The organism is Actinoallomurus purpureus, from assembly GCF_024055795.1.
In the GTDB taxonomy this organism is placed as follows: Bacteria; Actinomycetota; Actinomycetes; order Streptosporangiales; family Streptosporangiaceae; genus Actinoallomurus; species Actinoallomurus purpureus.
Map to the genome: position 1 here is coordinate 83,727 of NZ_JAMXMY010000007.1, position 24,035 is coordinate 107,761.

Consider the following 24,035-nt stretch of genomic DNA (forward strand, 5'->3'; position numbering starts at 1 on the left):
GTCCTCACTCGTCCGGTATGACGCTCTGGATCCGCAGGCAATCGGCCAGTGACCGCAAATAGCGTCGCGCTCGCGCTCGTTTCGGTCTGGCGGTTTGACGGATTCGGTCAGCGTACGTAGCCGTCGACGGCGTCGTTGTCGATGTTCAGGGTGTAGCCGCCGTGGGTCTCGAGGTGGTCGCCGCGGTACTGCTTGATCCGGCGGTGGCCCGGCCACCAACCGTCCTCCATGTACTTGTCGGCCCGTGTGTCGGACTTCTTGTCCCAGTGGGCGAACCAGACGACGGTGGGCTTCTTGATGCCGGTCGCCTGGGCCAGGTCGCGGATGCCCGAGGCGACGCTGCCGTAGATGCCCGGAACGTACCCGAGCCGGCGGAGCCTCTTGGTCCACGCGTCCATGAAGTCGAGGACCGCCTGGCGGCAGACCGGGTCGTTGTGGGCGTACGCCTCCAGGTCGAAGTAGATGGGCGTGTGCCGGCGGAGTCCGAGGAGGCGGGCGCGGCGGACGGCGTCCTCGGCCGAGGCCTTCGCGTCGTCGGTGGCGCTGTCGGGGGTGAAGCGGACCCGGTGCGGGCCGCAGGGCGCCTGCGGGCCGACGTAGGTCGGGATCAGACGCCACCCCATGCTCCGTACGGCGGCGACCCAGTCGTGGGACAGCCTGCCGTCCGGGCAGGACCGGGCGACGCCGCCGATGTAGATGTTGGCGGCGACGAAGTCCTCGCGCCAGGCCTGCATGGCGTCCAGGGAGGGTGCGTTGCAGGTGTCGAAGCCGTCGCCTCTGATCCAGCGGTGCCGGTGGGCCATGCCACTGTGGCGTTCGGCCGCGCCTTCAGGCGGGGGCCGATCCACGGTGATGCCGGCGAGGACGCGTTCCAGGTCCTCCTCGCTTCGGCCGTACGACCCGGTGATCAGTGCGCCGGCCTCCGGGACGGCGATCCGGATCTCGTGGGCGGCCGGGTCGGTCACCCTCAGGCCCGGCGGCCCTCCCGTGGACTCGCCACCACGCCCGGCCAGGAGGCCGGTGACGAGTTCGCGGGTCTGCTCGGTGAGCGGTTCGACGTGGATGGCCGTGGTGCGTCCGACGGTGTGTGCCGGGCAGAGCTGGTTCTCGCCGGCCGGGCCGAGGTAGACCGCGTGCCGGTCGAAGCGGAGGCAGTCGGTCGAGTGCGGGCCGAGGCGGTGCACCTGCCATCCGGCGGGTACGGGGATGCGCAGCCCCTGGTAGTGGACGTCGGTGTCCGCCTGGGCGGGCGGTAGGCCCGAGATCAACGTTCCGAGGATTCCGGCGAGCAGCATGACACGTCGCATGGCGTCCCCCCACGATCGTCGTCCGTACGACCGATGATCGGCAGGGGGAGCATGACGACGGTGCGCCGCGCGCGGAGGTGGGGAGATCTTCGCCCGGAGCCGTCCGGCGCTTTACGCGGCCTCAGGGATCGACGGTCTCGTACGCGCCCGGTTCGTCGACGGCGAGCGCCGACAGCGGGATGAGGGCGAGCCGCACGTCGTACGCGCCGAGCGCGCGGCGGTAGAAGCCGGCTCCGTCCCAGTCGGTCACCATCGCCCACAGCTCCGGGTCGTCGACGGCCCGGGCGAGGCGGCCGGAGCGGTGGCCGGGGCTGCCGGCGAGGGAGCGGAGCACCTCGTGCGCCGTCTTGGCGAAGGTCTCGGTCTCGGTGTCGGGCACGCGGTATCGGGTAATGGCCAGCACCCGTCCATCATGCCGGTACGCGAGGCGATCTCACCGCCCGGGACGCCGATGCGCGACGATGGGAGCGTGGCTTCGAAACTCCAGCGGCGCAGCGCCGTCTTCTTCGTCTATCTTCACCAGCTTCCCCGCTGGGTTCCGTTGGTCGGCCTGCCCGCGCTGCTGATCGCGGGGCTGGCTCTGCCGGGTGTGGTCGGCGGCGTACTGCTGGCGGTGCTGGCGTTCCTGATCTGGTTCGCGTTCCTGGCGTCGCCGGCGCGGAGCGCGTCGCATCGCCTGGTCAGGCTGGTGGTTCCGCTGGTCATTCTGGCCGTGGCGATCGGGAAGCTGGTGAGCTGACCGGAAACCCGGACATGTACGGTTTTGACAATCATTTTCATATTCATCCATACTCGGACCGTGCGATACCGACGACTCCTGCCTCTCGCGCTCGGCGCGGCGCTGCTGGCGACCGCCTGCGGGGCGCGAACGAACGGCGACGGTGACCCCAAGATCGTCGCGGCGTTCTATCCGCTGGCGTGGCTCGCGGGGCAGGTCGCCGGCCCCGACGCCACCGTGCAGAACCTCACCAAGCCCGGCGCCGAGCCCCACGACCTGGAACTGACCCCGCGCCAGGTCATCGACGTGGGCGAGGCCAGGCTGGCCTTCTACATCAGGGGCGTGCAGCCGGCCGTCGACAAGGCCGTGCGCGAGCACGCCAAGAAGCACTCCCTCGACGCGGCGTCGCTGGTCAAGACGCTGCCCGCCCCCCAGGACGAGGCCGACCACTCCGCCGAGGACCCGCACCTGTGGCTCGATCCGAGCAGGTTCGCCACCGTGGCCACCGCCCTGGGTGAACGTCTCGCCGCGATCGACGCCTCTCACGCCGCGGAGTACCGCTCGCGCGCCGCGCAGGTGGTCACCAAGCTGACCGCCCTGGACGCGGAATTCCGTACGGGCCTGCGCGACTGCGCCCGCAAGGAGATCGTCACGAGCCACTCGGCGTTCGGCTACCTGGCCGCACGATACGGGCTGACGCAGGTCGGCGTCACCGGCCTGGACCCCGAGGCCGAGCCGTCGCCCGCCCGGCTGGCAAGCCTGACGCAGCTCGTCCGGCGTACCGGCGCGACCACCGTCTTCACCGAGACGCTCATGAGCCCGAAGACCGCCGCGACGCTCGCCGCCGAGGCGGGCGTACGGACACAGGTGCTCGACCCGGTCGAAGGCGTGAAGGCCGGGTCGTCGGACGACTACTTTTCGATCATGCGCCGTGACCTGGCGACCCTGCGACCCGCCCTAGGATGCCGATGACCGTTCCGTTCCGCATGACAGGCGGTGAGGTGCGGCTGGACCGCCGCCCGGTGCTGCGCGGCGTCGACCTGACCGTCGAGCCGGGCGAGGTGCTCGCCGTGATGGGGCCGAACGGCTCCGGGAAGTCCACGTTGATCCGCTCGCTGCTGGGCCTGATCCCGCTGTCGGCCGGGCGGGTGGAGCTGTACGGCGTGCCGCCGGCCAGGTTCAGGGACTGGAAGCGCGTCGGGTACGTCCCGCAGCGGCTGTCGGTCGGCGGCGGTGTGCCCGCCACCGTACGCGAGGTCGTGTCGTCGGGCCGGATCGCCCGGCAGTCGCGGTTCCGTCCGTTCTCGGCCGCCGACCGGCGGGCGGTGGACCGGGCCCTCGACGCCGTCGGCATGGCCGATCGCGCGCGCGACTCCGCGCAGGAGCTGTCCGGTGGCCAGCAGCAGCGCGTGCTCATCGCCCGTGCCCTCGCCGGTGAGCCGGACGTCTTCGTCATGGACGAGCCGACGGCGGGCGTCGACGCCGCCAGCCAGGAGACCCTCGCCCGTACGCTGCGCGAACAGGTCGCCCAGGGCCGTACGGTCGTGCTGGTCGCCCACGAGCTCGGGCCGATGGAGCCGCTGATCACCCGTTCCGTGGTCCTGGAGGACGGCCGGATCGCGCACGAGGGCGCTCCTCCGAGGCCGCGGGGCGAGTGCGCCCGGCCCGGCCACGACCACGTCCACCCGCACGCCCCGGCCGAGGAGCCGCACCTCCTGTCATGATCGAACTCCTGTCGTACGACTTCCTGCGCCGCGCGCTGATCGCCGCGGTCCTCGTGGGCATCGCCGCACCGGCGGTCGGCACGTTCATCGTGCAGCGGCGGCTGGCCCTGCTCGGTGACGGCATCGGGCACATCGCGCTCACCGGCGTCGGCCTGGGCCTGCTCACGCGCACCTCGCCCACCATCCTCGCGCTCGTCGTGTCGGCGCTGGGCGCGGTCGCGATCGAGCTGCTGCGGGTGCGCACCCGCACCGGCGGCGACGTCGCCCTCGCCCTGCTGTTCTACGGCGGGCTGGCCGGTGGCGTGCTGTTCGCCAACCTGTCCGGCGGCAGCGCGAACCTCGGCAGCTACCTGTTCGGCTCGATCAGCAGTGTCGGCACCGGTGACCTGTACATCATCGCCGGCCTGGCAGTCGCGGTGATCGTCATCCTCGCGTTGTTCGGCCGGGAGCTGTTCGTCCTGTGCCAGGACGAAGAGGTGGCCCGCGCGAGCGGCCTGCCGGTCCGGTTCCTGTCGCTGCTCATCGCGGTGACCGCCGCGCTGACCGTGGTCGTCGCGATGCGCGCGGTCGGTCTGCTGCTGGTCAGCGCCCTGATGGTGGTGCCGGTCGCGGCGGCGCAGCAGCTCACCCGCGGGTTCAGGGCGACGATCGGGCTCGCCGTCGTGGTCGGGGTCGTCGCGTCCGTGGGCGGCCTGTGGGTCTCGGTCGACGCCGACTTCGCCCCCGGCCCGACGATCGTTCTCCTCGCGATGGCCGTCTTCCTGGTCGCCGTCGGAACGGGGAGACTGGTCCGTATGCGCCGAACGGACGTGAAGTGAGCGGTCGCCGGGAAGACGTGCGCCGGGCCCTCTCCGGCTGCGAGAGCTTCCGCAGCGCACAGGACATCTACACCGACCTGCGGGCGTCCGGCTCGCGGATCGGCCTGACCACGGTGTACCGGGCCCTGCAGGCGCTCTGCGAAACCGGCGAGGTCGACGTGCTGCGCACCGACGAGGGCGAGGCCATCTACCGCGCCTGCCGGACCGACGAGCATCACCATCACCTGGTGTGCCGCGTCTGCGGCCGTACCGTCGAGGTCGAGGGCCCGGCGGTGGAGAAATGGGCCGAGACGGTCGGCGCCGAGCACGGCTTCACGGACGTCACCCACACGGTCGAGGTGTTCGGCACCTGCTCCGAGCACTGATCCGCAGGGTCAGAGCCGGTCGACGACGTCGGCGAGGGCCTCCCGGACGCGGCGGCGCAGCCAGGCGTGCGCGGCGTCGGCGTCGTACCGGCGGTGCCAGGCCATGGCGATCTGTGCGGGCGGCGCCTCGACGGGCCGAACGCCACCGAGGCGGTCTCGTCATGCTGACGGTGACCGACCTCGACGGACGGGCGGCCCGGCGGGGCTGCACACGCCGACCGTCGAGCGGCTCGGACTCGTCGTGTTCGGGCCGATGGTCCGGGCGCTCGGCGACGCCCCGGTGTACGGGGTGATCGAGGTCGACACGCCGGAGGACCGCCTGCCGGTCGACCTCACGTGGCGCTACCGCGAGGGCGCGCCCGCCGCCTCGTCCGCGACGCTCGTGGCGGCCGTACGCGACCTCGATCTGCCGGACGAACCGGGCACCGCCTACGTCGCCGGCGAGGCGCGGACGGTCCAGGCCGTACGCGACGTCCTCGTCCGCGAACGCGCCTGGGGCCGGCGTTCGGTGCTCACCAAGCCGTTCTGGACCCCGGGCAAGCAGGGCATGGAGTGACCACGCTCCCCGGTCGCGCGGCCTCGGACCCCGGGCCGTGCGGCCGCGACGGCGGTGAGACGCCGGGCGGGACGACGGCGCGGCGACCCGGCGCGGCGGGAAGGGACGGTGGCACGGCGACCCGGCGCGGCGAGGAGGGACGGGTGGCACGGCGATCACTGACGGGCGGTCCGGTTGGAGGGCACCGGCTGGCGCCTCGCTAGGCCCGGTGAGCCCGTTCGCACACAAACTCGCGCCCGGCCGACCGTTTCCGCAGGTAACGACACCCGTGCCAGACCGTTTGTGTGCGAACGGGGCCACTTACCGCCCCGGCGATCGCCCGGCCCCCGCCGCGAGCGCGATGACCCGCTGCGTCGAGCGCACGACGTACGCCGGATGCCGGAAGACGTCCTCCCAGGAGAACCGCAGCAGCCGCCAGCCCGCCAGCGTGCACGCGTTGCCGAGGGTCCGGTCCCGGAGATACGCCTTGCGGTCGCGGTGATAGGCGAAGCCGTCCGCTTCAACGATCACGCGCAGGTCCGGCCACGCGAAGTCGACCGTCGCGAGATGACGCCCGCTGACCGCACGCATCTGGTACTGGCTCGCCGCCGGCCTGATCCCGTGCTCGATCAGCAGCATCCGCAGGGCGGACTCCAAGACCGACCCCGAACCCGGATCGCAGCAGTCGATCACATGGCGCAGCCGCCCGGCGCCGCGACCTCGAGTCTCGCGCGCCGCGTCCCGAAGGTCCGCAGACGAGACCAGCGCCTGCCGTACCGCCGAGTCAGCAATGGTCACCGCCTCGGTCGGTTCGAGTGCTCGGGCGCAATCGAGGACCGTACGAAAGGGCGTTGTGACGGGGATTCCGTCGACGCGCATGACCTCGGACGGACCGAGATCGGAACGATGGACGAAACATCCGGGATGGGCGACGCGTGCCTGGTTCCGCCTGACCGTGACATGACGATCGGGACGATGCGCCATCTCGATGCCATGCAGGGCAGCGGCAGCGTCATGGGAGACGACTCCGCCCGTCGCCAGCACCGCCAGCCTGGTCAGCCCGACGCCGCCCGCAGTCCCGAGGCAGTAGACCTTCTGATGCGCGCGCAGGATCCCGCCCATCGGCGAGAGCCCGCGTCAATGCGGACTTCGAGACTCCGGCGGCCAGCATCGTACGGCGATGAGCCACTCCACCACTCGCGGTGAGGAAGTCGACGGGATCCACGAGCGACCAGGATGGAGTCCGCGGCCCTTGATCGTGCGGCTTTCCTCGCATCCGCCCCTGCCCTGAGCCCGTTCGCACACAAACTCGCGCCCGGCCGACCGTTCGCGCAGGTGGCGAAGCCCGCACCGGACCGTTTGTGTGCGAACGGGATCGCGCAGCGGACGGAAACGGGCTCCTCGACGAGGGCCTGGAGCCGTCCCTCCGCATCTGAGCTCCGCCCGCCTGCGCTCGCACGGCGCGACGTTGTGGTTGCCGAGCAGCCGCGTTCCGTGCAGTCCTCCCTAGGACCAGAGCCGTCCCGCCGCGCGCGGGGCACAACGGAGAAGGGAATCCCCGATGAAGGACAAGATAAGTAAGGCAGCCTCGGCTGTCGGAACCGGTGCGGTCATGACGGCCGCGGTGACCACTGGCAGCCTCGGCGTCACGGTCGCCGCCGCTGCGGCGAGCGCGGTGGCGGGGCACGTCGCTGAGAGCCGCGAGAAGGCACCTGCGAACGAACCCGGCACGAAGACCGGCGAGAACTGATGGGCGCAGCCCCATGACAATGAAGCGGCCCCTCTCAGAGGGGCCGCTTCTCTGTCGATCCGGCGTCGACGGTCCGGCCGCCGCAGCGCGACAACGCTCCCGCGGCCGGCACACCGAAGTCCGACGACGACACACGCCTCCGCCGCGAGACATGAAACCTCGCTGCGGGGTCGCTCAGCGGACGGAGACGGGCTCGTCGTCGTCGAGACCCGCGTCGGGGGCGGTGACCTCGTTCGGTATCGCACCGCCGAAACGGCGGTCGCGGTGGGCGTACTGCTCGCACGCCTGCCAGAAGTGGCGCCGGTCGAAGTCCGGCCACAGGATGTCCTGGTACACGAACTCGGCGTACGCCGCCTGCCACACCAGGAAGTTGGAGCTGCGCTGCTCGCCCGACGGGCGGAGGAAGAGGTCGACCTCCGGTATCTCCGGCCGGTACAGGTACCGCGCGAACGTCTTCTCGTTGATCTTCTCCGGGCGGAGCCTGCCGGCCTGCACATCGCGGGCGATGGCCGCGGCGGCGTCCGCGATCTCGGCCCGGCCGCCGTAGTTGACGCAGAACTGCAGCGTGAGCACCTTGTTGTGCTCGGTCATGCGCTCCGCGTCCTCGAGCTCGTTGATGACACTCCGCCAGAGCTTCGGCCGGCGGCCGGCCCAGCACACGCGGACGCCCATGGCGTTCAGCTGATCACGACGGCGGCGGATCACGTCGCGGTTGAAGCCCATGAGGAACCGCACCTCCTCGGGCGACCGCCGCCAGTTCTCCGTCGAGAACGCGTACGCCGACAGGTACGGCACACCGAGCTCGATCGCCCCCATGATCACGTCGAAGAGGGAGTACTCCCCCATCTTGTGCCCCTCGGTGCGCGGCAGGCCTCGTTCCTTCGCCCACCGCCCGTTGCCGTCCATGACGACGGCGACATGCCGGGGAATGAACTCCTTGGGGATGGCGGGCGGCCGTGCGCCGCTCTTGTGCGGCTCCGGCGGCTGTACGCCCCTCATGGTCCGGTCGTCTCCTCACTCGATGGTCAGGTTCAGCGTCGTGCCGTGGAACCGCGCGGCCTCGTCCCTCGGCCGGCCACTCCGCTCGCTCGGCGCCTCGCGCTCCACGTGCTTGAGGGAGCGGATTCCGTGCTCCAGGTGCCACTGGAGGTAGGCCGCGACGAGGCCGCTGCACTCCACCCGATGCCTCGGCTCGCTGCGGTCCGCGCGCGCCCAGTCGCCACGCAGCAATGCGATCATGAGGCCGACCGTGGCCTCGGCGGGACTGGCGGACCCGGGCGGACGGCAGGACCCGCACACCATACCGCCGGCGGCGATCGCGAACGCCCGGCCGGTCCGCTCACCGCAGCGCGCGCACTCCTCCAGCGACGGCGCGTAGCCCGCGATGGCCAGCGAGCGCAGGAAATAGGCGTCGAGGACGAGCCGGGGATCGTGCCCGCCCTCCACGAGAGTCCGCAGACCCCCGATGACCAGCAGGAACTGCCGCAGGGCCGGCTCCCGCTCGATCGGGGTGAGCTTCTCGGCGGTCTCCAGAATGGCCGTGCCCGCGGTGTACCGCGGGTAGTCGGTGACGAGGCGCTCGCCGTACGGGCGCAGCGTCTCGGCCTGGGTGATCAGGTCGAGGGAGCGGCGCTCGTACAGCTGCAGGTCCACGTGGGTAAACGGCTCCAGCCGGGCGCCGAACCGCGACTTGGTCTTGCGGACGCCCTTGGCCGCGGCCCGCACCCGCCCGGTGCGACGGGTAAGGATCGTCACGATGCGGTCCGCCTCGCCCAGCTTCTGGGTACGTAGGACGACGCCTTCGTCACGATAGAGACTCACCCGTCCATTGTCCCGCAGAAGCCGGGTGGAACCGTCAGGAACCCGCAACCGTCCAAGGTCGTTGACTTGATCGTCCGACCCGAAGGCTCGTACGAGCCGACGTCTCAGGAGACAACGTTGACCTGCTTCTTCGACGCTTCACACGGCCCGGCCGCCCAGGAGATCACCTGGACGCCGCAGTGGGGGTCGCCGCGCCCCGTACGCTGCTGCGCGGCGTGCGCGCAGCGCTGGATGGAGTACCTCCACGCGCAGAGCGGATATCCGCAACCGGGCTATCCGCAGCAGGGATATCCCCAGCCACACGGCTACCAGCAGGGTTACCCGCAGCCGGGCTACCCGGACTATGACCACGACCACCAGCAGCGGCGCCAGTACGGCCTCGGCAGTGTCGCCGCCGCGGGTGCGGCGGGCTTCGTCGGCGGCATGGTCGTCAACGAGCTGCTGGACGACGATGACGAGCACGTCGAGGTCATCGAGCACGTGGTCGAACACGACGACTTCGACGGTGGCTATGGGGGCGATTGGTGAGGAAGCGCCCATAGTTCCACTGCGGAGGCGACCTCTGACGTTCGGTGACCGGATGCGGCCCAGGGAATCCGTGGTGGGGCGGGCAGGCGCGTGGGAGCGTGGCCCCATGAGATGCGCAATCATCCCCCCACACGTCCTGGACCACATCGCCGAACGCCATCGTGACGAGCGGCTGCGCGAGCTCGCCGAGCGCACCCTGGCCATCGACAGCGGACGGCGCGACGCCCGCGCGGCCGCGCAGCTGATCGCCTCCGCCGAGCCGACGTCCGGTCCGTCGGCTCCGAAGCGGACGATCCACGACGCCGGTCACCGCGAGCGGCTGCCCGGCAGGACCGTCCGGTCCGAGGGCGGCCCGGCGACCGGCGACAAGGCCGCCGACGAGATCTACGACTGGCTCGGCGTCACGTTCGACTTCTACCGCAGCGCCTACGGGCGCGACTCGATCGACGGCGCCGGCCTGCCGCTCGTCGCGACGGTGCACTACGCCGTCAACTACGACAACGCCTTCTGGGACGGGTCCCAGATGGTCTACGGCGACGGCGACCAGCAGATCTTCACGACGTTCACCGGTCCGCTCGACGTCACCGGCCACGAGCTGACCCACGGCGTCACCCAGTACTCCGGCGGGCTGGACTACTCGGATCAGAGCGGAGCCCTCAACGAGTCGCTGTCGGACGTCTTCGGCTCGCTCGTCAAGCAGTACCACCTCGGCCAGACCGCGGACCAGGCCGACTGGCTGATCGGCCAGGGCATGTTCGCCTCCGGAGTGCACGGCACCGCGCTGCGCTCGATGAAGGCCCCGGGCACCGCGTACGACGACCCGAACCTCGGCAAGGACCCGCAGCCGGCCGACATGGCGCACTTCGTCAAGACGTCGCGGGACAACGGCGGCGTCCACATCAACTCCGGGATCCCCAACCGTGCGTTCTGCCTCGCCGCGACCGCGATCGGCGGTCACGCATGGGAGAAGGCCGGGCGGATCTGGTACGACACGCTCACCGGCGGTCAGGTGCCCACGGACGCCGACTTCGCGACGTTCGCCGGCATGACGCACGCGACGGCGGGCAAGCTCTTCGGTGTGAAGAGCGCAGAGAGCGACGCCGTGCGCCAGGCGTGGACCACCGTCGGCGTGGAGATCGAGTGAAGGTGATCGTCACCCGTAGCGGAGGATTCGCCGGGATGGTCCGCCGCGCCGAGATCGACTCGGCGGACCATCCGGTGGCGGGTCGGCTCATCGACGAGATCGACCTGGGTGAGGTCCCGGAGCCGGCACCGGCCGCCGATCGGTTCGTGTACGACATCGAGATCGGCGACCGCCACGTGTCGGTCGGGGAGGCGGACCTGCACGGCCCGCTCCGCGAGCTCGTCGACTATGTGCTGGCCCACGGCGGGTCATAGCCCCTCATGAGGGCGCGACCGGCCGGGCCGTTCGTACCGCCGGATCGCGACGGCCGAACGGCGTGCCTGGCTCCCGCGGTCAGCGGGCGGCGCGGTTGACGGCCGACAGGACGGCCTTCAGTGAGGCGGTCACCGTGTTCGCGTCGATCCCGACGCCCCACAGCACCTGCTCGCCGACCTGACACTCGACGTACGCCGCGGCCTTCGCGTCACTGCCCGAAGACAGGGCGTGCTCGGTGTAGTCGAGCACGCGGGCCTCGACGCCGACCGCTTCGAGCGCGTTGACGAACGCGGAGATCGGGCCGTTGCCGATGCCCTCGATCTCGCGGATCTCCCCGCTGATGCGCAGGTCGACGTTGAGAACGTCCTTCTCGTCGACTCGGGAGCTCGCGCGGTGGGCCAGCAGACCCACACGCGGCCCGTTGGTGAGGAACTCCCGGTCGAAGATCTCCCACATCTGCTCGGGCGTGACCTCGCCGCCCTCTCCGTCGGTGTGCTGCTGCACCACGCGGGAGAACTCGATCTGCAGCTTGCGCGGCAGGTCGAGGGAGTGCTCGGTCTTCATGATGTAGGCCACGCCGCCCTTGCCGGACTGGCTGTTGACCCGGATCACCGCTTCGTACGACCGGCCGACGTCCTTCGGGTCGATCGGGAGGTACGGCAGCGCCCAGCGGAACTCGTCCACCGGCACGCCGGCGGCCGCCGCGTCGCGCTCCAGGGCGTCGAAGCCCTTCTTGATGGCGTCCTGGTGGGAGCCGGAGAAGGAGGTGTAGACGAGGTCGCCGGCGTACGGGTGGCGCTCGTGCACCGGAATCTGGTTGCAGTACTCGACGGTGCGGCGGATCTCGTCGATGTCCGAGAAGTCGATCTGCGGGTCGATGCCCTGGGAGAAGAGGTTCATGCCCAGCGTCACCAGGCAAACGTTGCCCGTACGCTCGCCGTTGCCGAACAGGCAGCCCTCGACGCGGTCGGCACCGGCCATCATCGCCAGTTCGGCGGAGGCCACGCCGGTGCCGCGGTCGTTGTGCGGGTGCACCGACAGCGCGACGTGCTCGCGGCGGGACAGGTTACGGCTCATCCACTCGATCTGGTCGGCGTAGACGTTCGGCGTGGACCGCTCGATCGTGGACGGCAGGTTCAGGATGATCTCGCGGTCCGGGCCCGGCTCCCAGGTGTCCATGACCGCTTCGCAGACCTCGAGGGCGAACTCCAGCTCGGTGTCGATGAAGATCTCCGGGCTGTACTCGTAACCGAAGTCGCAGTCGCCGAGGTACTTCTCGGCGTACTTCATGACGTGCTGGGTGCCCTGCACGGCCAGGGCCTTGCACTCGTCCCGGTCGATGCCGAACACCACGCGCCGGAACAGCGGCGCGGTGGCGTTGTACAGGTGGACGGTGGCGCGGGGCGCGCCGGCCAGCGACTGGACCGTGCGCTCGATCAGCTCCTCACGCGCCTGGGTGAGGACGGAGATCTGGACATCGGCCGGGATCCGGCCCTCTTCGATGAGCTGGCGGACGAAGTCGAAGTCGGTCTGGCTGGCCGACGGGAAGCCGACCTCGATCTCCTTGTAGCCCATGCGGACCAGCAGCTCGAACATGGCCAGCTTGCGCGCCTGGCTCATGGGATCGATCAGTGCCTGGTTGCCGTCACGCAGGTCGGTGGACAGCCAGCGCGGCGCCTTGGTGATCGTCTTGCTCGGCCAGGTGCGGTCGGGCAGGTCGACCGGTTTGAACGGGGCGTACCGGCCGAAGGGCATGGAGCTGGGCTGTTGCTGGATTCGAGGATTCATGAAAGGGGTGCTCCCGGAGCAGATGCCTGCGGCCGACGGTCACGCCGAAGCCCCGCGGCGAGGGAGCCGGCCGTTAGTGGCCCCCGCCGCGGCCGCTAAGGAGGAGCAGCTCGCACAGCATGCCAAACAAGCTAACAGATGCCCCCCGCCGCATCCCAAACGATCCCACCCAATGAGACGACGCACCGAGGTGCGCCGCACCTCGGTGCGCTATCCTGGTGAACGGAAGGGAGGCCGACCATGACGACACGAGCCTTCACCGTGCGGGTGTCCGAGGACCAGGCCGAAGAACTCGAGGCGATCGCCGCCGCAGAGGGGACCTCAGTGGCCGAAGAAGTGCGCAGCGCCCTTACGGAGCGCATTGCGGCACGCCGCAAGGACGGGGAATTCCAGGCGCGACTTCGCGCGACCATGGAGCGTAACCGCCGCGTACTAGACAGACTGGCGGAGTGACGTTCCGTTATCTCGATCTCGCTGACCTGCTCATCATCGCCGAGGCCGTGCTGGAGATGCCGGCCGAGAAGCTCGCATACTCCTGCCGGTTAGCTCTCGCTGAGTCGGCGGCTCATGCACCGGCGGCGAGTTACGACGGCGTCGATTTCTATCCGGATCTGCCGACCAAGGCCGCGGTCCTCTGTATTCATCTCGCCAAGAATCACCCATTTCCCGACGGGAACAAACGGGTCGCGTTCCTCTCCATGATCGAACTCATGGAGCGCAGCGGTTACCGCTGGACGCCACCTCCGGGAGACGAGGACGGAGAGATCTCTGCCCAGATCATCCTCGACGTCGCCGCCGGACCGGTGACCGACCACGTCATCGCCGGACTCGCTCACTGGATCAGGGAGCGGGTCGGGATCAGGGGATGAGGACGGACAGGCAGGTCACGCAGCCTTCCATCTTCTCGAACTCGCTGATGTCGACGACGGCGACGTCGTAGCCCTCGTTCCGGAGCTGCTCGGCCGTACGCGGGGCGGACGCGGCGATGAGCACCTGCTTCTCCCCCAGCACGACCACGTGCGCGCCGGAGGGCTCCGGCGCCACCCGGAGGCCGGGCAGGACCGAGGTGTCCACCCAGTCCGGGTTGCCGATGAGCGTGCCGTCCGGCAGGGCCGTCATCGCGGTCTTCAGGTGCAGGCAGTCCCGCAGCTCGACGGGGACGACATGCCGGCCGCGAGTGCCGAGGAGCCGGGGCAACTGGCAGATGGCGTCCTCGTTCGTACGGCCCGAGCGCCCGACATAGACGGTCGTGCCGACCTGTAGCACGTCGCCACCGTCGAGAGTGCCCTCCCCGTCGATCCGGGCGACCTCGAGACCCAGCTCGGTGACCGCCCGCTCCATGGACTCCACCTCGGGACGGCGCTCCGGCGCCCCGGACCGGGCGAGGACGGCGAGGCCGCCGCAGACGACCACGGTGTCCTCGACGAAGACCGCGTCCGGGAGGTCGTCGGCCGCCGGGAGCTCACGCACCCGCCAGCCCGCCGACCGCAGGGCCGCGACGTACGCGTCATGCTGACGCGCCGCCAGCTCGGCGTCGACCGGGGTCCGGTCGATGTGGGTCACGAGCCCATCGGCCAGGCGCGGGCTCGGCCGCCGTACCAGGGCGGTACGCGTGATCGGCTGCTCGGGTTCCACCACGAACGGCTCCTGCCTTGTCACGGCGCTCCCCGCGTCGGGGAACGCCTCGGGTCGTTGCGCTTTCGAGGCGGCGCTCACTCCCGCGCGGCCCGCTCGGTCGTCGCGATCACACCGAACGCGTGCGCGGGCGTGAGGCCCAACCGGCTCGCGACCTGGCGGAGCACCTGGCGTTCGGCGTCGCTGAGTGCACCGTCGGCCAGGGCGACGCGGACCGTCTGCGCCAGGAACCACTCCCTGGCCTCGGTGGTGAGCTGCGCCCCGGCCGTGGCGATCACATCTTCGGCGTCGCCGGGCGGCTCGTCGAGGTCGGCCTGGAGCGCGTCGTCGTCGAAGTCGGCCGCGCCGTACCCGCGGATCGCCTCGACCGCGCGGTTCCGTGCCCCGGTGTGGTCGGGGTTCCCGGCGGTCAGGACGGGCACCACGGCGGCGCGCATGGCCACCGGCAGGGCGGCCTCCATCTGCCGGACGGTCGGCAGGCGGAGGGCGCCGAGACCGAAGCGGTTGCGGCACGTGGTGCACTCGACGATCTCACCGACGCGGGTCAGCGGGATCACCGGCAGGAAGAAGAGCGTGAACCACCGGCGGGCCACCCTCCGCCGATAGCGCCGGTCGCCTCCGCAGTGGGGGCAGTGAAAGTCACCGTGGCTCACGGTTCGGAAGAACACGGCGAACCCGAAGATCAACAGCACGGGCGACCTCCTCCTGAATCAACCTGATATCGGAGAATATCGAGCCCACCAATTCGCCCCGCAGAGCGCCCGCCGCTGCCGCGCCCGTCCTCGCCGGTCACGAGGACGACCGAATCTCCGATGTTCCCGATCTCTTCGGCCGCCGGACGTTAGGCTCCCGCGCCATGACCACCCCGCCTGGTGACCATCCCCTGTCCGACGCCTCGCCCTCCTCGCCCCCAGCATCCGACGCCCGGAGAGTGCGCGCGACGGCCCCGGAGGCCGGGCCGGATCCGGACGGCACGGCTTCGCCGAGACCGCCTCAGGCGTGGTTCACGCCACCTCAGGTACCGGCCGTGCCCGAACAACCGGCCGCGGCCCCGCACAAGAGCCTCGCCGAGTACGTCGGCGTCACACTGATCGGCGCGGCGGCACTCCTCCTCCTGTCGCTCTTCCTGCCGTGGACCACCTGGCGCACTCCCGACCTCGGGCGGAGCGTCCTGGAGGGAATGCCGGCCTCCCGGGCGCACGCCACGTACGGGCTGGCCGGGCCGCACGGGGAGATCGTCGTGCTCGCCGGCATGGCGGCCCTCGGCCTCGCCCTGGCGGGCCGGGCCGTGCACGAGCGCTTCATCCCGTACGCGGCGATCCCCGGAGCCCTCAGCCTCCTGGCGGTCTTCCACCGGGGCGTGACCCTCGGCGATGAGGGCGTGACCGAGTCGATCACCTGGGGGTTCTGGATCGCCGTCCTCGCGTCGGTGGCCGTGCTGGCCCTCGGCCTGGCCGCGCTGGCGCGCGAACACCCTCAGTCGTAGAAACCGAGGCGGCGCAGCTGCTTCGGGTCACGCTGCCAGTCCTTCGCCACCTTGATCCGCAGATCGAGGTAGACCCTGGTGCCGAGGAGCGCCTCGATCTGCTTGCGGGCGCGGGTGCCGACGTCCTTCAGCCGTGCGCCCTTGGGCCCGATGACGATGCCCTTCTGGCTGGGGCGCTCGACGAACAGCCACGCCTGGACGTCGATCAGGTCGTCACGGTCCTCGCGCGGCCTGATCTCCTCGACCACGACGGCGATCGAGTGCGGGAGCTCCTCGCGCACGCCCTCCAGCGCGGCCTCGCGGATGAGCTCCGCCACGAGGATGTGCTCAGGCTCGTCCGTCAGCTCGCCTTCGGGGTACAGCGGCATGCCCTCGGGCAGCCGGGCGGTCAGCAGGTCGCTGACCACGTCGAGCTGGTAGCCCGACTCGGCCGAACACGGCACGATGTCGGCCCAGTCTCCGAGCCGGGAGACCTTCAGCAGCTGCTCGGCGACCTGCTTTCGGTCGGCGAGGTCGGTCTTGGTCACGATCGCGATGACCGGCGTCTTCTTCACCTGGGCCAGCTCCGCCGCGATGAAGCGGTCCCCCGGCCCGACCGGGTCGCTCGCGGGGACGCAGAAGCCGATGACGTCGACCTCGCTCAGCGTGGAGCGGACCAGGCTGTCCAGCCGCTCCCCCAGCAGCGTGCGAGGCTTGTGCAGTCCCGGCGTGTCGACGATGACCAGCTGGGCGTCGGGCCGGTTCACGATGCCGCGGATGGCACGGCGCGTGGTCTGCGGCTTGTTGCTGGTGATCGCCACTTTGGTCCCGACGAGGGCGTTCATCAGCGTGGACTTGCCCACGTTGGGACGCCCGATGAAGCAGGCGAACCCGGATCGGAAGCGGGTGCCGGTCGAAGTCTGGGGCGAGGTCACATCGTCGATTGTCCCGTATTCCGCGCCAGGGTCCGACAGCACATGCGGCGATCAGTCCGCCAGCACGGTCCGTACGGCGCCGTCCGGGCCCGCGACGAGCACCGGCGCCTTGGCGGCGAGGTCACGGACCGCCGCGACATCGGGAGCGGCGGCCTCGGTGACGACGGCGGCGGCCTCCAGGCTCTCCGCTCCGCTGGACACCGCCATCGCCACGGCCACCTGCAACGCCGTCAGCTTCAGCGAGGGCAGCTCCACCGTCGCGGCGGCGTACGTGCGGCCGGTCTCGTCCCGGACCGCGGCGCCCTCCGCGGACCCGGCACGGGCCCGCGTCGACCGGGCCAAGGTGATGATCTTCGCGTCTTCCGGATCCAGCTCGCTCACGCGCCCCAGCGTACTTCCCGCGTCCGGCGACCGCGGTGGGGGTCAGGCCTCGACGTTCTCGGGCTCCTGCTCCGCCTCGGACTCCTCGGCGGGGATCCGCTCCACCAGGACGGTGCTGATGCGGTTGCGGCGGCCGACCAGGCTCTCGGCGGTCAACCGCAGCCCCGACACCTTCGCCCGGGACCCGGCGATCGGCACCCGGCCGAGCGCGTGCCCCAGCAGACCGCCGACGGTCTCGACCTCGTCCACCTCGATCTCCACGCCGAACAGCTCGGCCAGGTCCTCCACCGGTAGCCGGGCCGTGACCCGCGCGGAACCGTCGGGCAGCCGCTCCACGCGGGGCGGCTCCTGGTCGTACTCGTCGGTGATCTCCCCGACGATCTCCTCGAGGATGTCCTCGATGGTGACCAGGCCCGCGGTCCCGCCGTACTCGTCGATGACGATGGCGCAGTGGATCTGGCGGGCCTGCATCTCGCGGAGCAGCTCGTCGATGGGCTTGCTGTCCGGGACGTACGTCGCCGGCCGCATGATCGACTCGACCTTCTCGACCGACTCGCCCTCGCGGAACTCGTGGCTGCGGCGGACGATGTCCTTGAGGTAGGCGATGCCGACCACGTCGTCCTCGTTCTCGCCGACCACCGGAATCCGGGAGAACCCGCTGCGCAACGCGAGCGACAGCGCCTGCCGCAGCGTCTTGTCGCGCTCGATGAACACGATGTCGGTGCGCGGCACCATCACCTCGCGCACGAGCGTGTCACCCAGCTCGAACACCGAGTGGATCATCTCGCGCTCGTCCGGCTCGATGAGCCGCCGCTGCTCGGCGAGGTCGACGAGGTCCCGCAGCTCGGCCTCTGACGCGAACGGCCCCTCGCGGAACCCGCGACCGGGCGTGAGGGCGTTGCCGAGCAGGATCAACAGTTGTGGCAGCGGCCCCAGGACGCGGGCCAGCGGGTGGATCACCGCCGCGCCGGCCAGCGCGACGCGGTCGACGTGCTGGCGGCCGAGCGTGCGCGGCGAGACGCCGACGGCGATGTAGCTGACGACGATCATGGCGGCGGCGGCCGTGAGGTACGCGCGCCAGTTCGCGCCCAGCCACGTGATGCACAGGTCTGCGACGAGGACCGTCGCGGTCAGCTCGCAGCTCACCCGCAACAGCAGCACGAGGTTGAGGTAGCGCGGCGGGTCGGCGACGACCTCCGCGAGCTGCCGGGCCCCCCGCCGCTCCTCGCGCACGATCTCTTCCACCCGGACCCGGGAGATCCGGGCGAGCGCGGTCTCGGCGCTCGCGAACAGACCGGCGACCGCCACCAGCGCGGCGGCGCCGACGATCAACCAACCCTGAACAGCGGTCATGAGGAGGGCCGGGACCGAGCCTCACGCCAAGAGGCGAGCAGCTCAGCCTGCAGGCCGAACATCTCCTTGTGCTCTTCGGGCTCGGCGTGGTCGTAGCCGAGCAGATGCAGGATGCCGTGGGTGCAGAGCAGATGCAGCTCGTCCTCGGTGCTGTGACCGGCCGTCTTGGCCTGCCTCGCCGCGACGGTCGGGCACAGCACGACGTCACCGAGCAGCGCCGGGTCCGGCGGCGCGTCCTCGGCCCCACCGGACACGTGGCCCGGCCGCAGCTCGTCCATCGGGAAGGACAGCACGTCGGTGGGGCCCGGCTCGCCCATCCACTTCTCGTGTAGCTCGCTCATCGCGTCCTCGTCGACGAGGACGATCGACAGCTCGGCGAGCGGATGCACCCGCAGCCTCTCCAGCACGTGCGCGGCCAGGGCCGACAGGGCGGTCTCGTCCGCCGCCGCGCCGGACTCGTTCAGGACCTCGATGCTCATTGGTCGCTCGCCCTTCTCACTCGCTTCGCGGAGAACCTCATCCCTCGGCCCTCCACTCCGCTCGCTGCGGCGGGCTCACTCCGGTTCACTGTCAGCGCCCCCGTTTGCGGGTACCGCGGCTCGACGCGCCCTGATTGATCGGGCCGGATTGCGCGTCGTAGCGGCTGTACGCGTCGACGATGGCGCTCACCAGCTTGTGGCGCACGACGTCCTTGCTCGTCAGCGTGCAGAAGGCGATGTCGTCCAGCCCGTCGAGGATGCCCTGGATGACCCGCAGGCCGCTCTGCTGCCCCGAGGGCAGGTCGACCTGGGTGACGTCACCGGTCACGACGACCTTGGACCCGAAGCCGAGCCGGGTCAGGAACATCTTCATCTGCTCCGGCGAGGTGTTCTGCGCCTCATCGAGGATGATGAAGGAGTCATTCAAGCTCCGGCCCCTCATGTATGCGAGGGGCGCCACTTCGATGGTGCCGGCGGCCATCAGGCGGGGGATCGAGTCGGGGTCGACCATGTCGTGCAGCGCGTCGTACAGCGGCCGCAGGTAGGGGTCAATCTTCTCGTACAGGGTGCCCGGCAGGAAGCCCAGACGCTCACCGGCCTCGACGGCCGGGCGGGTCAGGATGATGCGGTTGACCTCCTTGGCCTGCAGGGCCTTCACGGCCTTGGCCATGGCCAGGTAGGTCTTGCCGGTGCCCGCCGGTCCGATGCCGAACACGATGGTGTGCCGGTCGATCGCGTCGACGTAGTGCTTCTGGTTCAGCGTCTTGGGACGGATGGTGCGGCCCCGCGACGAAAGGATGTCGAGGGTGAGCACTTCGGCGGGCCGCTCTGACGTCTCGGCGCGCAGCATCGCGATGCTGCGCTCGATCGCGTCGGGGGTGATGGGAGTGCCGCTCTTGAGCAGGTCGAGCAGTTCCTCGAAGAGCTTGGCGGCGAGCTCGGTCTCTTCCGAGCGACCCGTGATCGTGATCTCGTTGCCGCGTACGTGGACGTCGCTGTCGAAGGCTCGCTCCACCACGTCGAGGAGCTCGTCGCGAGAACCGAGCAGGGCGACCATGGAGTGGTCGTCCGGGATCACGATCTTGATCTGCGTACGCGCGCCGTCGGGCGCGGCATCGGTATGAGTTGATTCGGCCATAGCGCGGCCTTGCGGCCTCTTCGCCCCTGCCTTCCGGTCACGTCGGGTCTTCGGCTGCGTGTCACCCATGTTACCGGCCTGCACCACTCATTTTCCGATCACGCGGGGACGGCCGGCTCATCCCGGCGGCCAGCCCAGCCCGCGGCCTCCGAGTACGTGCGCGTGCACGTGGAAGACGGTCTGTCCAGCGCCGGAACCGGTGTTGAAGACGACGCGGTAACCGGTCTCGTCGACGCCGTCCGCGACGGCCACCCGGTGCGCCTCCCGGATCAGCTCGGCGAGCAGGTCGCCGTCGGAGGAGGCGAGCGCAGCCGCGGTCGGATGGTGCTCCCGCGGGATGACGAGCACGTGCGTCGGCGCCTGCGGGTTGATGTCACGGAACGCGATCGTCCGGTCCGACTCCCGCATCACGTCCGCGGGCACCTCACCCGACACGATCTTGCAGAACAAGCAGTCCTGTTCCGTCAATGCACTCTCCTTCGCCGGGACCAGCGCATGTTATCGCGGCATGGGAGGCCGCTGTCGTCTGCGAATCGTTACGCGTGCGGGCGTGTAACTCTGGCCAAGACACTCCCTTGTCTGGTTATCGTTGCTCTCACGCGAACCCCCAGCGCCGGATCCGTTCGGTAAATCCAGAGCCGGGTGACGTTCGCGCGAACTTGCTGGGGCACGGCGTTCGTCCAATGAAGACGACAGCCGATGACGGCACTGACGGGCGGATAAGGCGAGACGAGGCATGCCCTTTCGTAAACCTGACGGCGAGGGCACGCGTCCCACTGATGTGACCGAGACCCTCGTGGCCAGAGGAACGACGGGCGCGGTAGCCGTGGCCTGGGACGCTGACCAGGCGGTTACCGCGCTTTACAGCGCCCATTACCGCTCCCTCGTGCGACTCAGCGCCCTCCTGGTGCGCGACCTCGCGACGGCGGAGGAAGTGGTTCAGGACGCGTTCGTCGCCATGCACGGGGCCTGGCGGCGGCTGCGCGATCCGGAGAAGGCGCTGTCGTACCTCCGGCAGTCGGTGGTCAACCGGTCACGATCCGTACTGCGGCACCGGGCCGTCGTCGAGAAGTACGCTCCCAAGGGCCTGCCGGACGCGCCGAGCGCCGAGAACGGCGCGATCGTCGAGCTCGAGCGCACCGCCGTGGTCAAGGCGCTGGGCGGGCTGCCCACCCGACAGCGGGAGGCGCTGGTGCTGCGCTACTACGGTGATCTGTCCGAGGCGGAGATCGCCAACACCATGGGGATCAGCCGGGGAGCCGTCAAGAGCCATACCGCGCGCGGGATGGCCGCGCTACGCAGCGTTCTGGAGAAGCTTTAATGACCGAACCCTTCGACGAGTACGGCGAGCGTCTACGCCGTGTCTTGCACGCGGAAGCGGAAGCGGTCACGCCCTCTCCAGAGGGGCTTGAGCAGATCCGCGGCAAGATAAGCAAGAAGCGCGAGCGGCGCTTCGGCGCCTGGTTCGCCATCCCGTGGCTACGCCCGCTGGCGGCCGTGGCCGCCGCGATCGTGGTCGCGGGGGCCGCCGTGTCGGCGACCCCGGCACTCAAGACCTTCGTTCAGACGGGGCACTTCAGCCCGGAGGATCGGCAGGACGGCGGCACGTCGGTGGCCGGCGGGCAGCACGCGGTGACCGCCGCACCCCCGGTCAACCCGTCCCATTCGGGGATGAGTGCCGCGCCCCATCCGACGTGGGCCCCGACCACGCCGTCCGGCGCCCACGTCATCACGGGGCGCAAGTGCCCGCCGGGTGAGGACCCGATCAAGCCGCCGCCCGGTTCGACCGACGGCCAGACGGCGAGCGTGAGTCCTTCACCGCAGGTCACCTGCCGCCCGGACACGGTGACCTCTCCGCCCACGTCACAGGCCGCGAGCCCGCCGCCCGTCACCTCGCCGACGCAGCAGACCCCGACGAGCGAGGCGCCGACCAACGGGGCCCAGCAGCCGTCCACGCAGTCGTCGCCGTGATGTGACGTCTACCAGCGGCCGGTGCGGCTGAGCAGCACGGCGGCCGCCGCCACCCCCGCGGTGGAGGTGCGCAGGACGGTCGGGCCCAGGAGCACCGGTGTTCCACCCGCGGCCTCGAACGCGGCGAGCTCGTCGTCGGTCAGCCCGCCCTCCGGGCCGACGACCACGACAATGTCGCCGGTGGCCGGGACGTCGACCCGGCTGAGCGGCCGCTCCGCCTCCTCGTGCAGGATCACGGCCAGCGCGGCGCCGGTGACGCGCTCGGCCGCCGCCGCCGTGTCGGCCGGCTCGGTCACCTCGGGCAGCCATGCGCGCCGGCTCTGCTTGGCCGCCTCACGGGCGGTGCTGCGCCATCGTCCGAGCGCCTTGGCGCGGCGTTCGCCCCGCCACTGCGTGACGCAGCGGGCGGCCGACCACGGCACGATGACGTCGACGCCCACCTCGGTCATCATCTCGACCGCCAGTTCTCCCCGGTCGCCCTTGGGCAGCGCCTGCACCACCACGATCCGGGGTTCCGGCCGGGGAACGTGGCGACGGGCGCGCGCCTCCAGGTGAAGGCTGTCCCGCTCGGCCGAGGTGACGACGCACTCGACCAGCCGGCCCTCCCCGTCGCTCAGGTCGACCCGCTCCCCCGCCCGCAGCCGGCGCACGGCTGCCGCGTGGCGCCCCTCGGGCCCGTCCAGGACGATCCGGTCGGACTCGAGGCGGGAGGGGTCGATGAGGAAGACGGGTGGGCTCATGGCACCGATCGTAGGGGGGTACGGGCGACGGCCGGGTCGAGCGAGCCGGCCGCCTTGATCGTGTGCAGGATCGGTGCGGTCTCGAGGGTGTGGATCCCGTCGAGGGCGCCGAGGCGCCGCGTCAGGTAGTGGTGCAGCTCGGCCGGGTCGGCGCAGAGCGCCTGGGCGAGGAGGTTGGTGGGGCCGGTGGTGGCGGCGACCACGGCCAGTTCCGGGTGGCCGGCGAGGGTCGTCGCGACGTGGTCCAGGCGTGCCGGCGCGACGGCCATCCACAGCAGGGCCTGGGTGGTGGCGCCGAGGAGCGCCGGATCGATCTCGACGTCGAAGAAGACCGTCCCCCGGGAACGGAGGTCGGTGAGGTGGCGCGCCACGGTCGCCTGTGACCAGCCGGTGGCGGCGGCCAGTTCGGCGTACGAGGCGCGGCCGTCGCGGCGGAGCGCGTCGAGGAGGTCCCGGTCCGCACGCGCCGGCGCCCGGCGCCCGGCCGGGGTGGCGGGTTCGCGGGTCGGGGCGTCGGCGGTCGCGCGGGGAGGAGCCTTCGCGGGCTCGCGGACGGAAGCGACGGAGGGATCGTGGACCGGGGCTGCGGGCGCGGGGAACGGAGCGGTGGCGGGCTCGCGGGCCGGGCGGAGTTGCGCCTGTTGCCGGTCGCTGAGGGCCTGGGCGATCCCCCGCCAGGCGGTGGGGCCGCCGAGGTAGCTGTGCAGCATGCAGTGCGCGGAGACCGCCGTGATCCCGGCCCGGCGCGGGATGTCGCGCAGCAGCAGCGCGCGGGAGACCGCCACGCCGTGCGGCGCGTGGACGATGGTGAAGATCTCCGTCCCGCCCGAGACGAGCTTGACCCATGAGGTGTCCGGCCGCCGGGCGAGAGAGTACGCGAGGGCCTGGGTGGTGGCCGGCGTGGTGGTGAGCCGGATCATCCACTGGGTCTGCCCGGCCTGACGGGACTCCGCCAGGCCGACCACGCGCAGGCCCGCCTCGGCGCGCAGTCGCCGGTAGCGGCGCGCCACGGTCTGGGTGGACACGCCGAGGGCCGCGGCGATCCGGCTGAACGGCGCCCGCCCGTCGATGTGGAGGGCGTGGATGACACCGCGGTCGAGGTCGTCGAGCATGGACAGATCTTCCATCCGATCCGGCCTCGATGGAAAGAAGCCGCCGATATCGCTCCGTGGATGGAACGACCCG

General features: G+C 70.8%; 31 protein-coding genes. 15 read left to right on the forward strand and 16 right to left on the reverse strand.

Annotated features, from left to right (window positions below; translation table 11 throughout):
* Positions 1-107: 107 nt before the first annotated feature.
* Both NE236_RS15045 and NE236_RS15050 read right to left on the reverse strand, forming a co-directional pair.
* Complete coding sequence (locus NE236_RS15045) at positions 108-1,307, reverse strand: DUF1906 domain-containing protein (protein ID WP_252842586.1); 1,200 nt, start codon at positions 1,305-1,307, stop codon at positions 108-110.
* Positions 1,308-1,428: 121 nt separating this feature from the next.
* On the reverse strand, positions 1,429-1,710 hold the full coding sequence (locus NE236_RS15050) for an antibiotic biosynthesis monooxygenase family protein (RefSeq protein ID WP_252842587.1): 282 nt from the start codon (positions 1,708-1,710) through the stop codon (positions 1,429-1,431).
* Between the two features lie 48 nt (positions 1,711-1,758).
* On the opposite strand from NE236_RS15050, the gene NE236_RS15055 reads away from it, so the two are divergent.
* From NE236_RS15055 to NE236_RS15080, 6 genes are all read left to right on the forward strand, one after another.
* The gene (locus NE236_RS15055; RefSeq protein ID WP_308209106.1) at positions 1,759-2,046 is read left to right on the forward strand and encodes a DUF6703 family protein; all 288 of its coding nucleotides are present in this window, start codon (positions 1,759-1,761) and stop codon (positions 2,044-2,046) included.
* A gap of 60 nt (positions 2,047-2,106) precedes the next feature.
* The gene (locus NE236_RS15060) at positions 2,107-2,997 is read left to right on the forward strand and encodes a metal ABC transporter substrate-binding protein (RefSeq protein WP_252842589.1); all 891 of its coding nucleotides are present in this window, start codon (positions 2,107-2,109) and stop codon (positions 2,995-2,997) included.
* Entirely contained in the window at positions 2,994-3,749 is a 756-nt protein-coding gene (locus tag NE236_RS15065) for a metal ABC transporter ATP-binding protein (RefSeq protein ID WP_252842590.1), read from the forward strand. Before NE236_RS15060 ends, NE236_RS15065 begins: the two co-directional genes overlap by 4 nt.
* Positions 3,746-4,567, forward strand: coding sequence for a metal ABC transporter permease (locus NE236_RS15070; RefSeq protein ID WP_252842591.1), 822 nt, complete (start codon positions 3,746-3,748; stop codon positions 4,565-4,567). Before NE236_RS15065 ends, NE236_RS15070 begins: the two co-directional genes overlap by 4 nt.
* Positions 4,564-4,932, forward strand: a complete 369-nt coding sequence (locus NE236_RS15075; RefSeq protein ID WP_252842592.1) for a Fur family transcriptional regulator — start codon at positions 4,564-4,566, stop codon at positions 4,930-4,932. The genes NE236_RS15070 and NE236_RS15075 overlap by 4 nt, the downstream gene beginning before the upstream one ends.
* Before the next feature lie 241 nt (positions 4,933-5,173).
* A complete protein-coding gene (locus tag NE236_RS15080; RefSeq protein WP_252842593.1) occupies positions 5,174-5,488 on the forward strand; it encodes a siderophore-interacting protein in 315 nt (104 codons plus the stop codon).
* 300 nt (positions 5,489-5,788) lie between these two features.
* On the opposite strand, the gene NE236_RS15085 is transcribed toward NE236_RS15080, so the two are convergent.
* Positions 5,789-6,589 (reverse strand): DUF559 domain-containing protein, encoded by an 801-nt coding sequence (locus tag NE236_RS15085; protein WP_252842594.1) that lies wholly within the window; start codon positions 6,587-6,589, stop codon positions 5,789-5,791.
* A gap of 439 nt (positions 6,590-7,028) precedes the next feature.
* Between NE236_RS15085 and NE236_RS15090 the strand changes: the two genes are divergently transcribed.
* The gene (locus NE236_RS15090; protein WP_252842595.1) at positions 7,029-7,217 is read left to right on the forward strand and encodes a hypothetical protein; all 189 of its coding nucleotides are present in this window, start codon (positions 7,029-7,031) and stop codon (positions 7,215-7,217) included.
* Positions 7,218-7,391: 174 nt separating this feature from the next.
* On the opposite strand, the gene NE236_RS15095 is transcribed toward NE236_RS15090, so the two are convergent.
* Together NE236_RS15095 and recO are read right to left on the reverse strand one after the other, a co-directional pair.
* Positions 7,392-8,216: an isoprenyl transferase gene (locus NE236_RS15095; RefSeq protein WP_252842596.1), complete on the reverse strand. Its 825-nt coding sequence runs from the start codon at positions 8,214-8,216 to the stop codon at positions 7,392-7,394.
* 15 nt (positions 8,217-8,231) lie between these two features.
* The gene (gene recO / locus NE236_RS15100) at positions 8,232-9,038 is read right to left on the reverse strand and encodes a DNA repair protein RecO (protein WP_252842597.1); all 807 of its coding nucleotides are present in this window, start codon (positions 9,036-9,038) and stop codon (positions 8,232-8,234) included.
* A gap of 66 nt (positions 9,039-9,104) precedes the next feature.
* On the opposite strand from recO, the gene NE236_RS15105 reads away from it, so the two are divergent.
* The 3 genes from NE236_RS15105 (at position 9,105) to NE236_RS15115 (ending at position 10,964) form a co-directional block, all read left to right on the forward strand.
* Positions 9,105-9,566, forward strand: a complete 462-nt coding sequence (locus NE236_RS15105; RefSeq protein WP_252842825.1) for a DUF2076 domain-containing protein — start codon at positions 9,105-9,107, stop codon at positions 9,564-9,566.
* A gap of 106 nt (positions 9,567-9,672) precedes the next feature.
* Entirely contained in the window at positions 9,673-10,710 is a 1,038-nt protein-coding gene (locus tag NE236_RS15110; protein WP_252842598.1) for a M4 family metallopeptidase, read from the forward strand.
* Positions 10,707-10,964: a protealysin inhibitor emfourin gene (locus NE236_RS15115; protein WP_252842599.1), complete on the forward strand. Its 258-nt coding sequence runs from the start codon at positions 10,707-10,709 to the stop codon at positions 10,962-10,964. Before NE236_RS15110 ends, NE236_RS15115 begins: the two co-directional genes overlap by 4 nt.
* Positions 10,965-11,043: 79 nt before the next feature.
* Here the strand turns inward: NE236_RS15115 and leuA are convergent, their stop codons facing one another.
* Positions 11,044-12,753 carry a 2-isopropylmalate synthase gene (gene leuA / locus NE236_RS15120; protein WP_252842600.1) on the reverse strand — a complete coding sequence of 570 codons (1,710 nt, stop codon included), beginning with the start codon at positions 12,751-12,753 and terminating at the stop codon, positions 11,044-11,046.
* A 240-nt stretch (positions 12,754-12,993) separates the two neighbouring features.
* Here leuA and NE236_RS15125 point away from each other — a divergent pair, with 240 nt between their 5' ends.
* Positions 12,994-13,206, forward strand: a complete 213-nt coding sequence (locus NE236_RS15125) for a ribbon-helix-helix protein, CopG family (RefSeq protein WP_252842601.1) — start codon at positions 12,994-12,996, stop codon at positions 13,204-13,206.
* The gene (locus tag NE236_RS15130) at positions 13,203-13,622 is read left to right on the forward strand and encodes a type II toxin-antitoxin system death-on-curing family toxin (RefSeq protein ID WP_252842602.1); all 420 of its coding nucleotides are present in this window, start codon (positions 13,203-13,205) and stop codon (positions 13,620-13,622) included. The genes NE236_RS15125 and NE236_RS15130 overlap by 4 nt, the downstream gene beginning before the upstream one ends.
* Here NE236_RS15130 and ddaH read toward each other — a convergent pair.
* Together ddaH and NE236_RS15140 are read right to left on the reverse strand one after the other, a co-directional pair.
* The gene (ddaH, locus tag NE236_RS15135; protein ID WP_252842603.1) at positions 13,612-14,412 is read right to left on the reverse strand and encodes a dimethylargininase; all 801 of its coding nucleotides are present in this window, start codon (positions 14,410-14,412) and stop codon (positions 13,612-13,614) included. The genes NE236_RS15130 and ddaH overlap by 11 nt on opposite strands.
* A gap of 53 nt (positions 14,413-14,465) precedes the next feature.
* Positions 14,466-15,080 carry a TerB family tellurite resistance protein gene (locus tag NE236_RS15140; RefSeq protein WP_252842604.1) on the reverse strand — a complete coding sequence of 205 codons (615 nt, stop codon included), beginning with the start codon at positions 15,078-15,080 and terminating at the stop codon, positions 14,466-14,468.
* Positions 15,081-15,415: 335 nt separating this feature from the next.
* Here NE236_RS15140 and NE236_RS15145 point away from each other — a divergent pair, with 335 nt between their 5' ends.
* Complete coding sequence (locus NE236_RS15145) at positions 15,416-15,874, forward strand: hypothetical protein (protein ID WP_252842605.1); 459 nt, start codon at positions 15,416-15,418, stop codon at positions 15,872-15,874.
* Here NE236_RS15145 and era read toward each other — a convergent pair.
* The 6 genes from era to NE236_RS15175 form a co-directional block, all read right to left on the reverse strand.
* Complete coding sequence (gene era, locus NE236_RS15150; RefSeq protein WP_372494347.1) at positions 15,865-16,788, reverse strand: GTPase Era; 924 nt, start codon at positions 16,786-16,788, stop codon at positions 15,865-15,867. The genes NE236_RS15145 and era overlap by 10 nt on opposite strands.
* Before the next feature lie 51 nt (positions 16,789-16,839).
* The gene (locus NE236_RS15155) at positions 16,840-17,169 is read right to left on the reverse strand and encodes a cytidine deaminase-like protein (RefSeq protein WP_252842606.1); all 330 of its coding nucleotides are present in this window, start codon (positions 17,167-17,169) and stop codon (positions 16,840-16,842) included.
* 42 nt (positions 17,170-17,211) lie between these two features.
* Positions 17,212-18,522, reverse strand: coding sequence for a hemolysin family protein (locus NE236_RS15160; protein WP_252842607.1), 1,311 nt, complete (start codon positions 18,520-18,522; stop codon positions 17,212-17,214).
* Positions 18,519-19,001, reverse strand: a complete 483-nt coding sequence (gene ybeY, locus NE236_RS15165) for an rRNA maturation RNase YbeY (RefSeq protein WP_252842608.1) — start codon at positions 18,999-19,001, stop codon at positions 18,519-18,521. The genes NE236_RS15160 and ybeY overlap by 4 nt, the downstream gene beginning before the upstream one ends.
* A 91-nt stretch (positions 19,002-19,092) precedes the next feature.
* Positions 19,093-20,139, reverse strand: coding sequence for a PhoH family protein (locus NE236_RS15170; RefSeq protein ID WP_252842609.1), 1,047 nt, complete (start codon positions 20,137-20,139; stop codon positions 19,093-19,095).
* A 117-nt stretch (positions 20,140-20,256) separates the two neighbouring features.
* Complete coding sequence (locus NE236_RS15175) at positions 20,257-20,607, reverse strand: histidine triad nucleotide-binding protein (RefSeq protein ID WP_252842610.1); 351 nt, start codon at positions 20,605-20,607, stop codon at positions 20,257-20,259.
* 313 nt (positions 20,608-20,920) lie between these two features.
* Between NE236_RS15175 and NE236_RS15180 the strand changes: the two genes are divergently transcribed.
* Together NE236_RS15180 and NE236_RS15185 are read left to right on the forward strand one after the other, a co-directional pair.
* The gene (locus tag NE236_RS15180) at positions 20,921-21,460 is read left to right on the forward strand and encodes a SigE family RNA polymerase sigma factor (RefSeq protein WP_252842813.1); all 540 of its coding nucleotides are present in this window, start codon (positions 20,921-20,923) and stop codon (positions 21,458-21,460) included.
* Positions 21,460-22,110, forward strand: coding sequence for a hypothetical protein (locus NE236_RS15185; RefSeq protein WP_252842611.1), 651 nt, complete (start codon positions 21,460-21,462; stop codon positions 22,108-22,110). Before NE236_RS15180 ends, NE236_RS15185 begins: the two co-directional genes overlap by 1 nt.
* A gap of 8 nt (positions 22,111-22,118) precedes the next feature.
* On the opposite strand, the gene NE236_RS15190 is transcribed toward NE236_RS15185, so the two are convergent.
* A complete protein-coding gene (locus tag NE236_RS15190) occupies positions 22,119-22,850 on the reverse strand; it encodes a 16S rRNA (uracil(1498)-N(3))-methyltransferase (protein ID WP_252842612.1) in 732 nt (243 codons plus the stop codon).
* Positions 22,847-23,962 carry an Lrp/AsnC family transcriptional regulator gene (locus tag NE236_RS15195; RefSeq protein ID WP_252842613.1) on the reverse strand — a complete coding sequence of 372 codons (1,116 nt, stop codon included), beginning with the start codon at positions 23,960-23,962 and terminating at the stop codon, positions 22,847-22,849. The genes NE236_RS15190 and NE236_RS15195 overlap by 4 nt, the downstream gene beginning before the upstream one ends.
* Between the last annotated feature and the right edge of the window lie 73 nt (positions 23,963-24,035).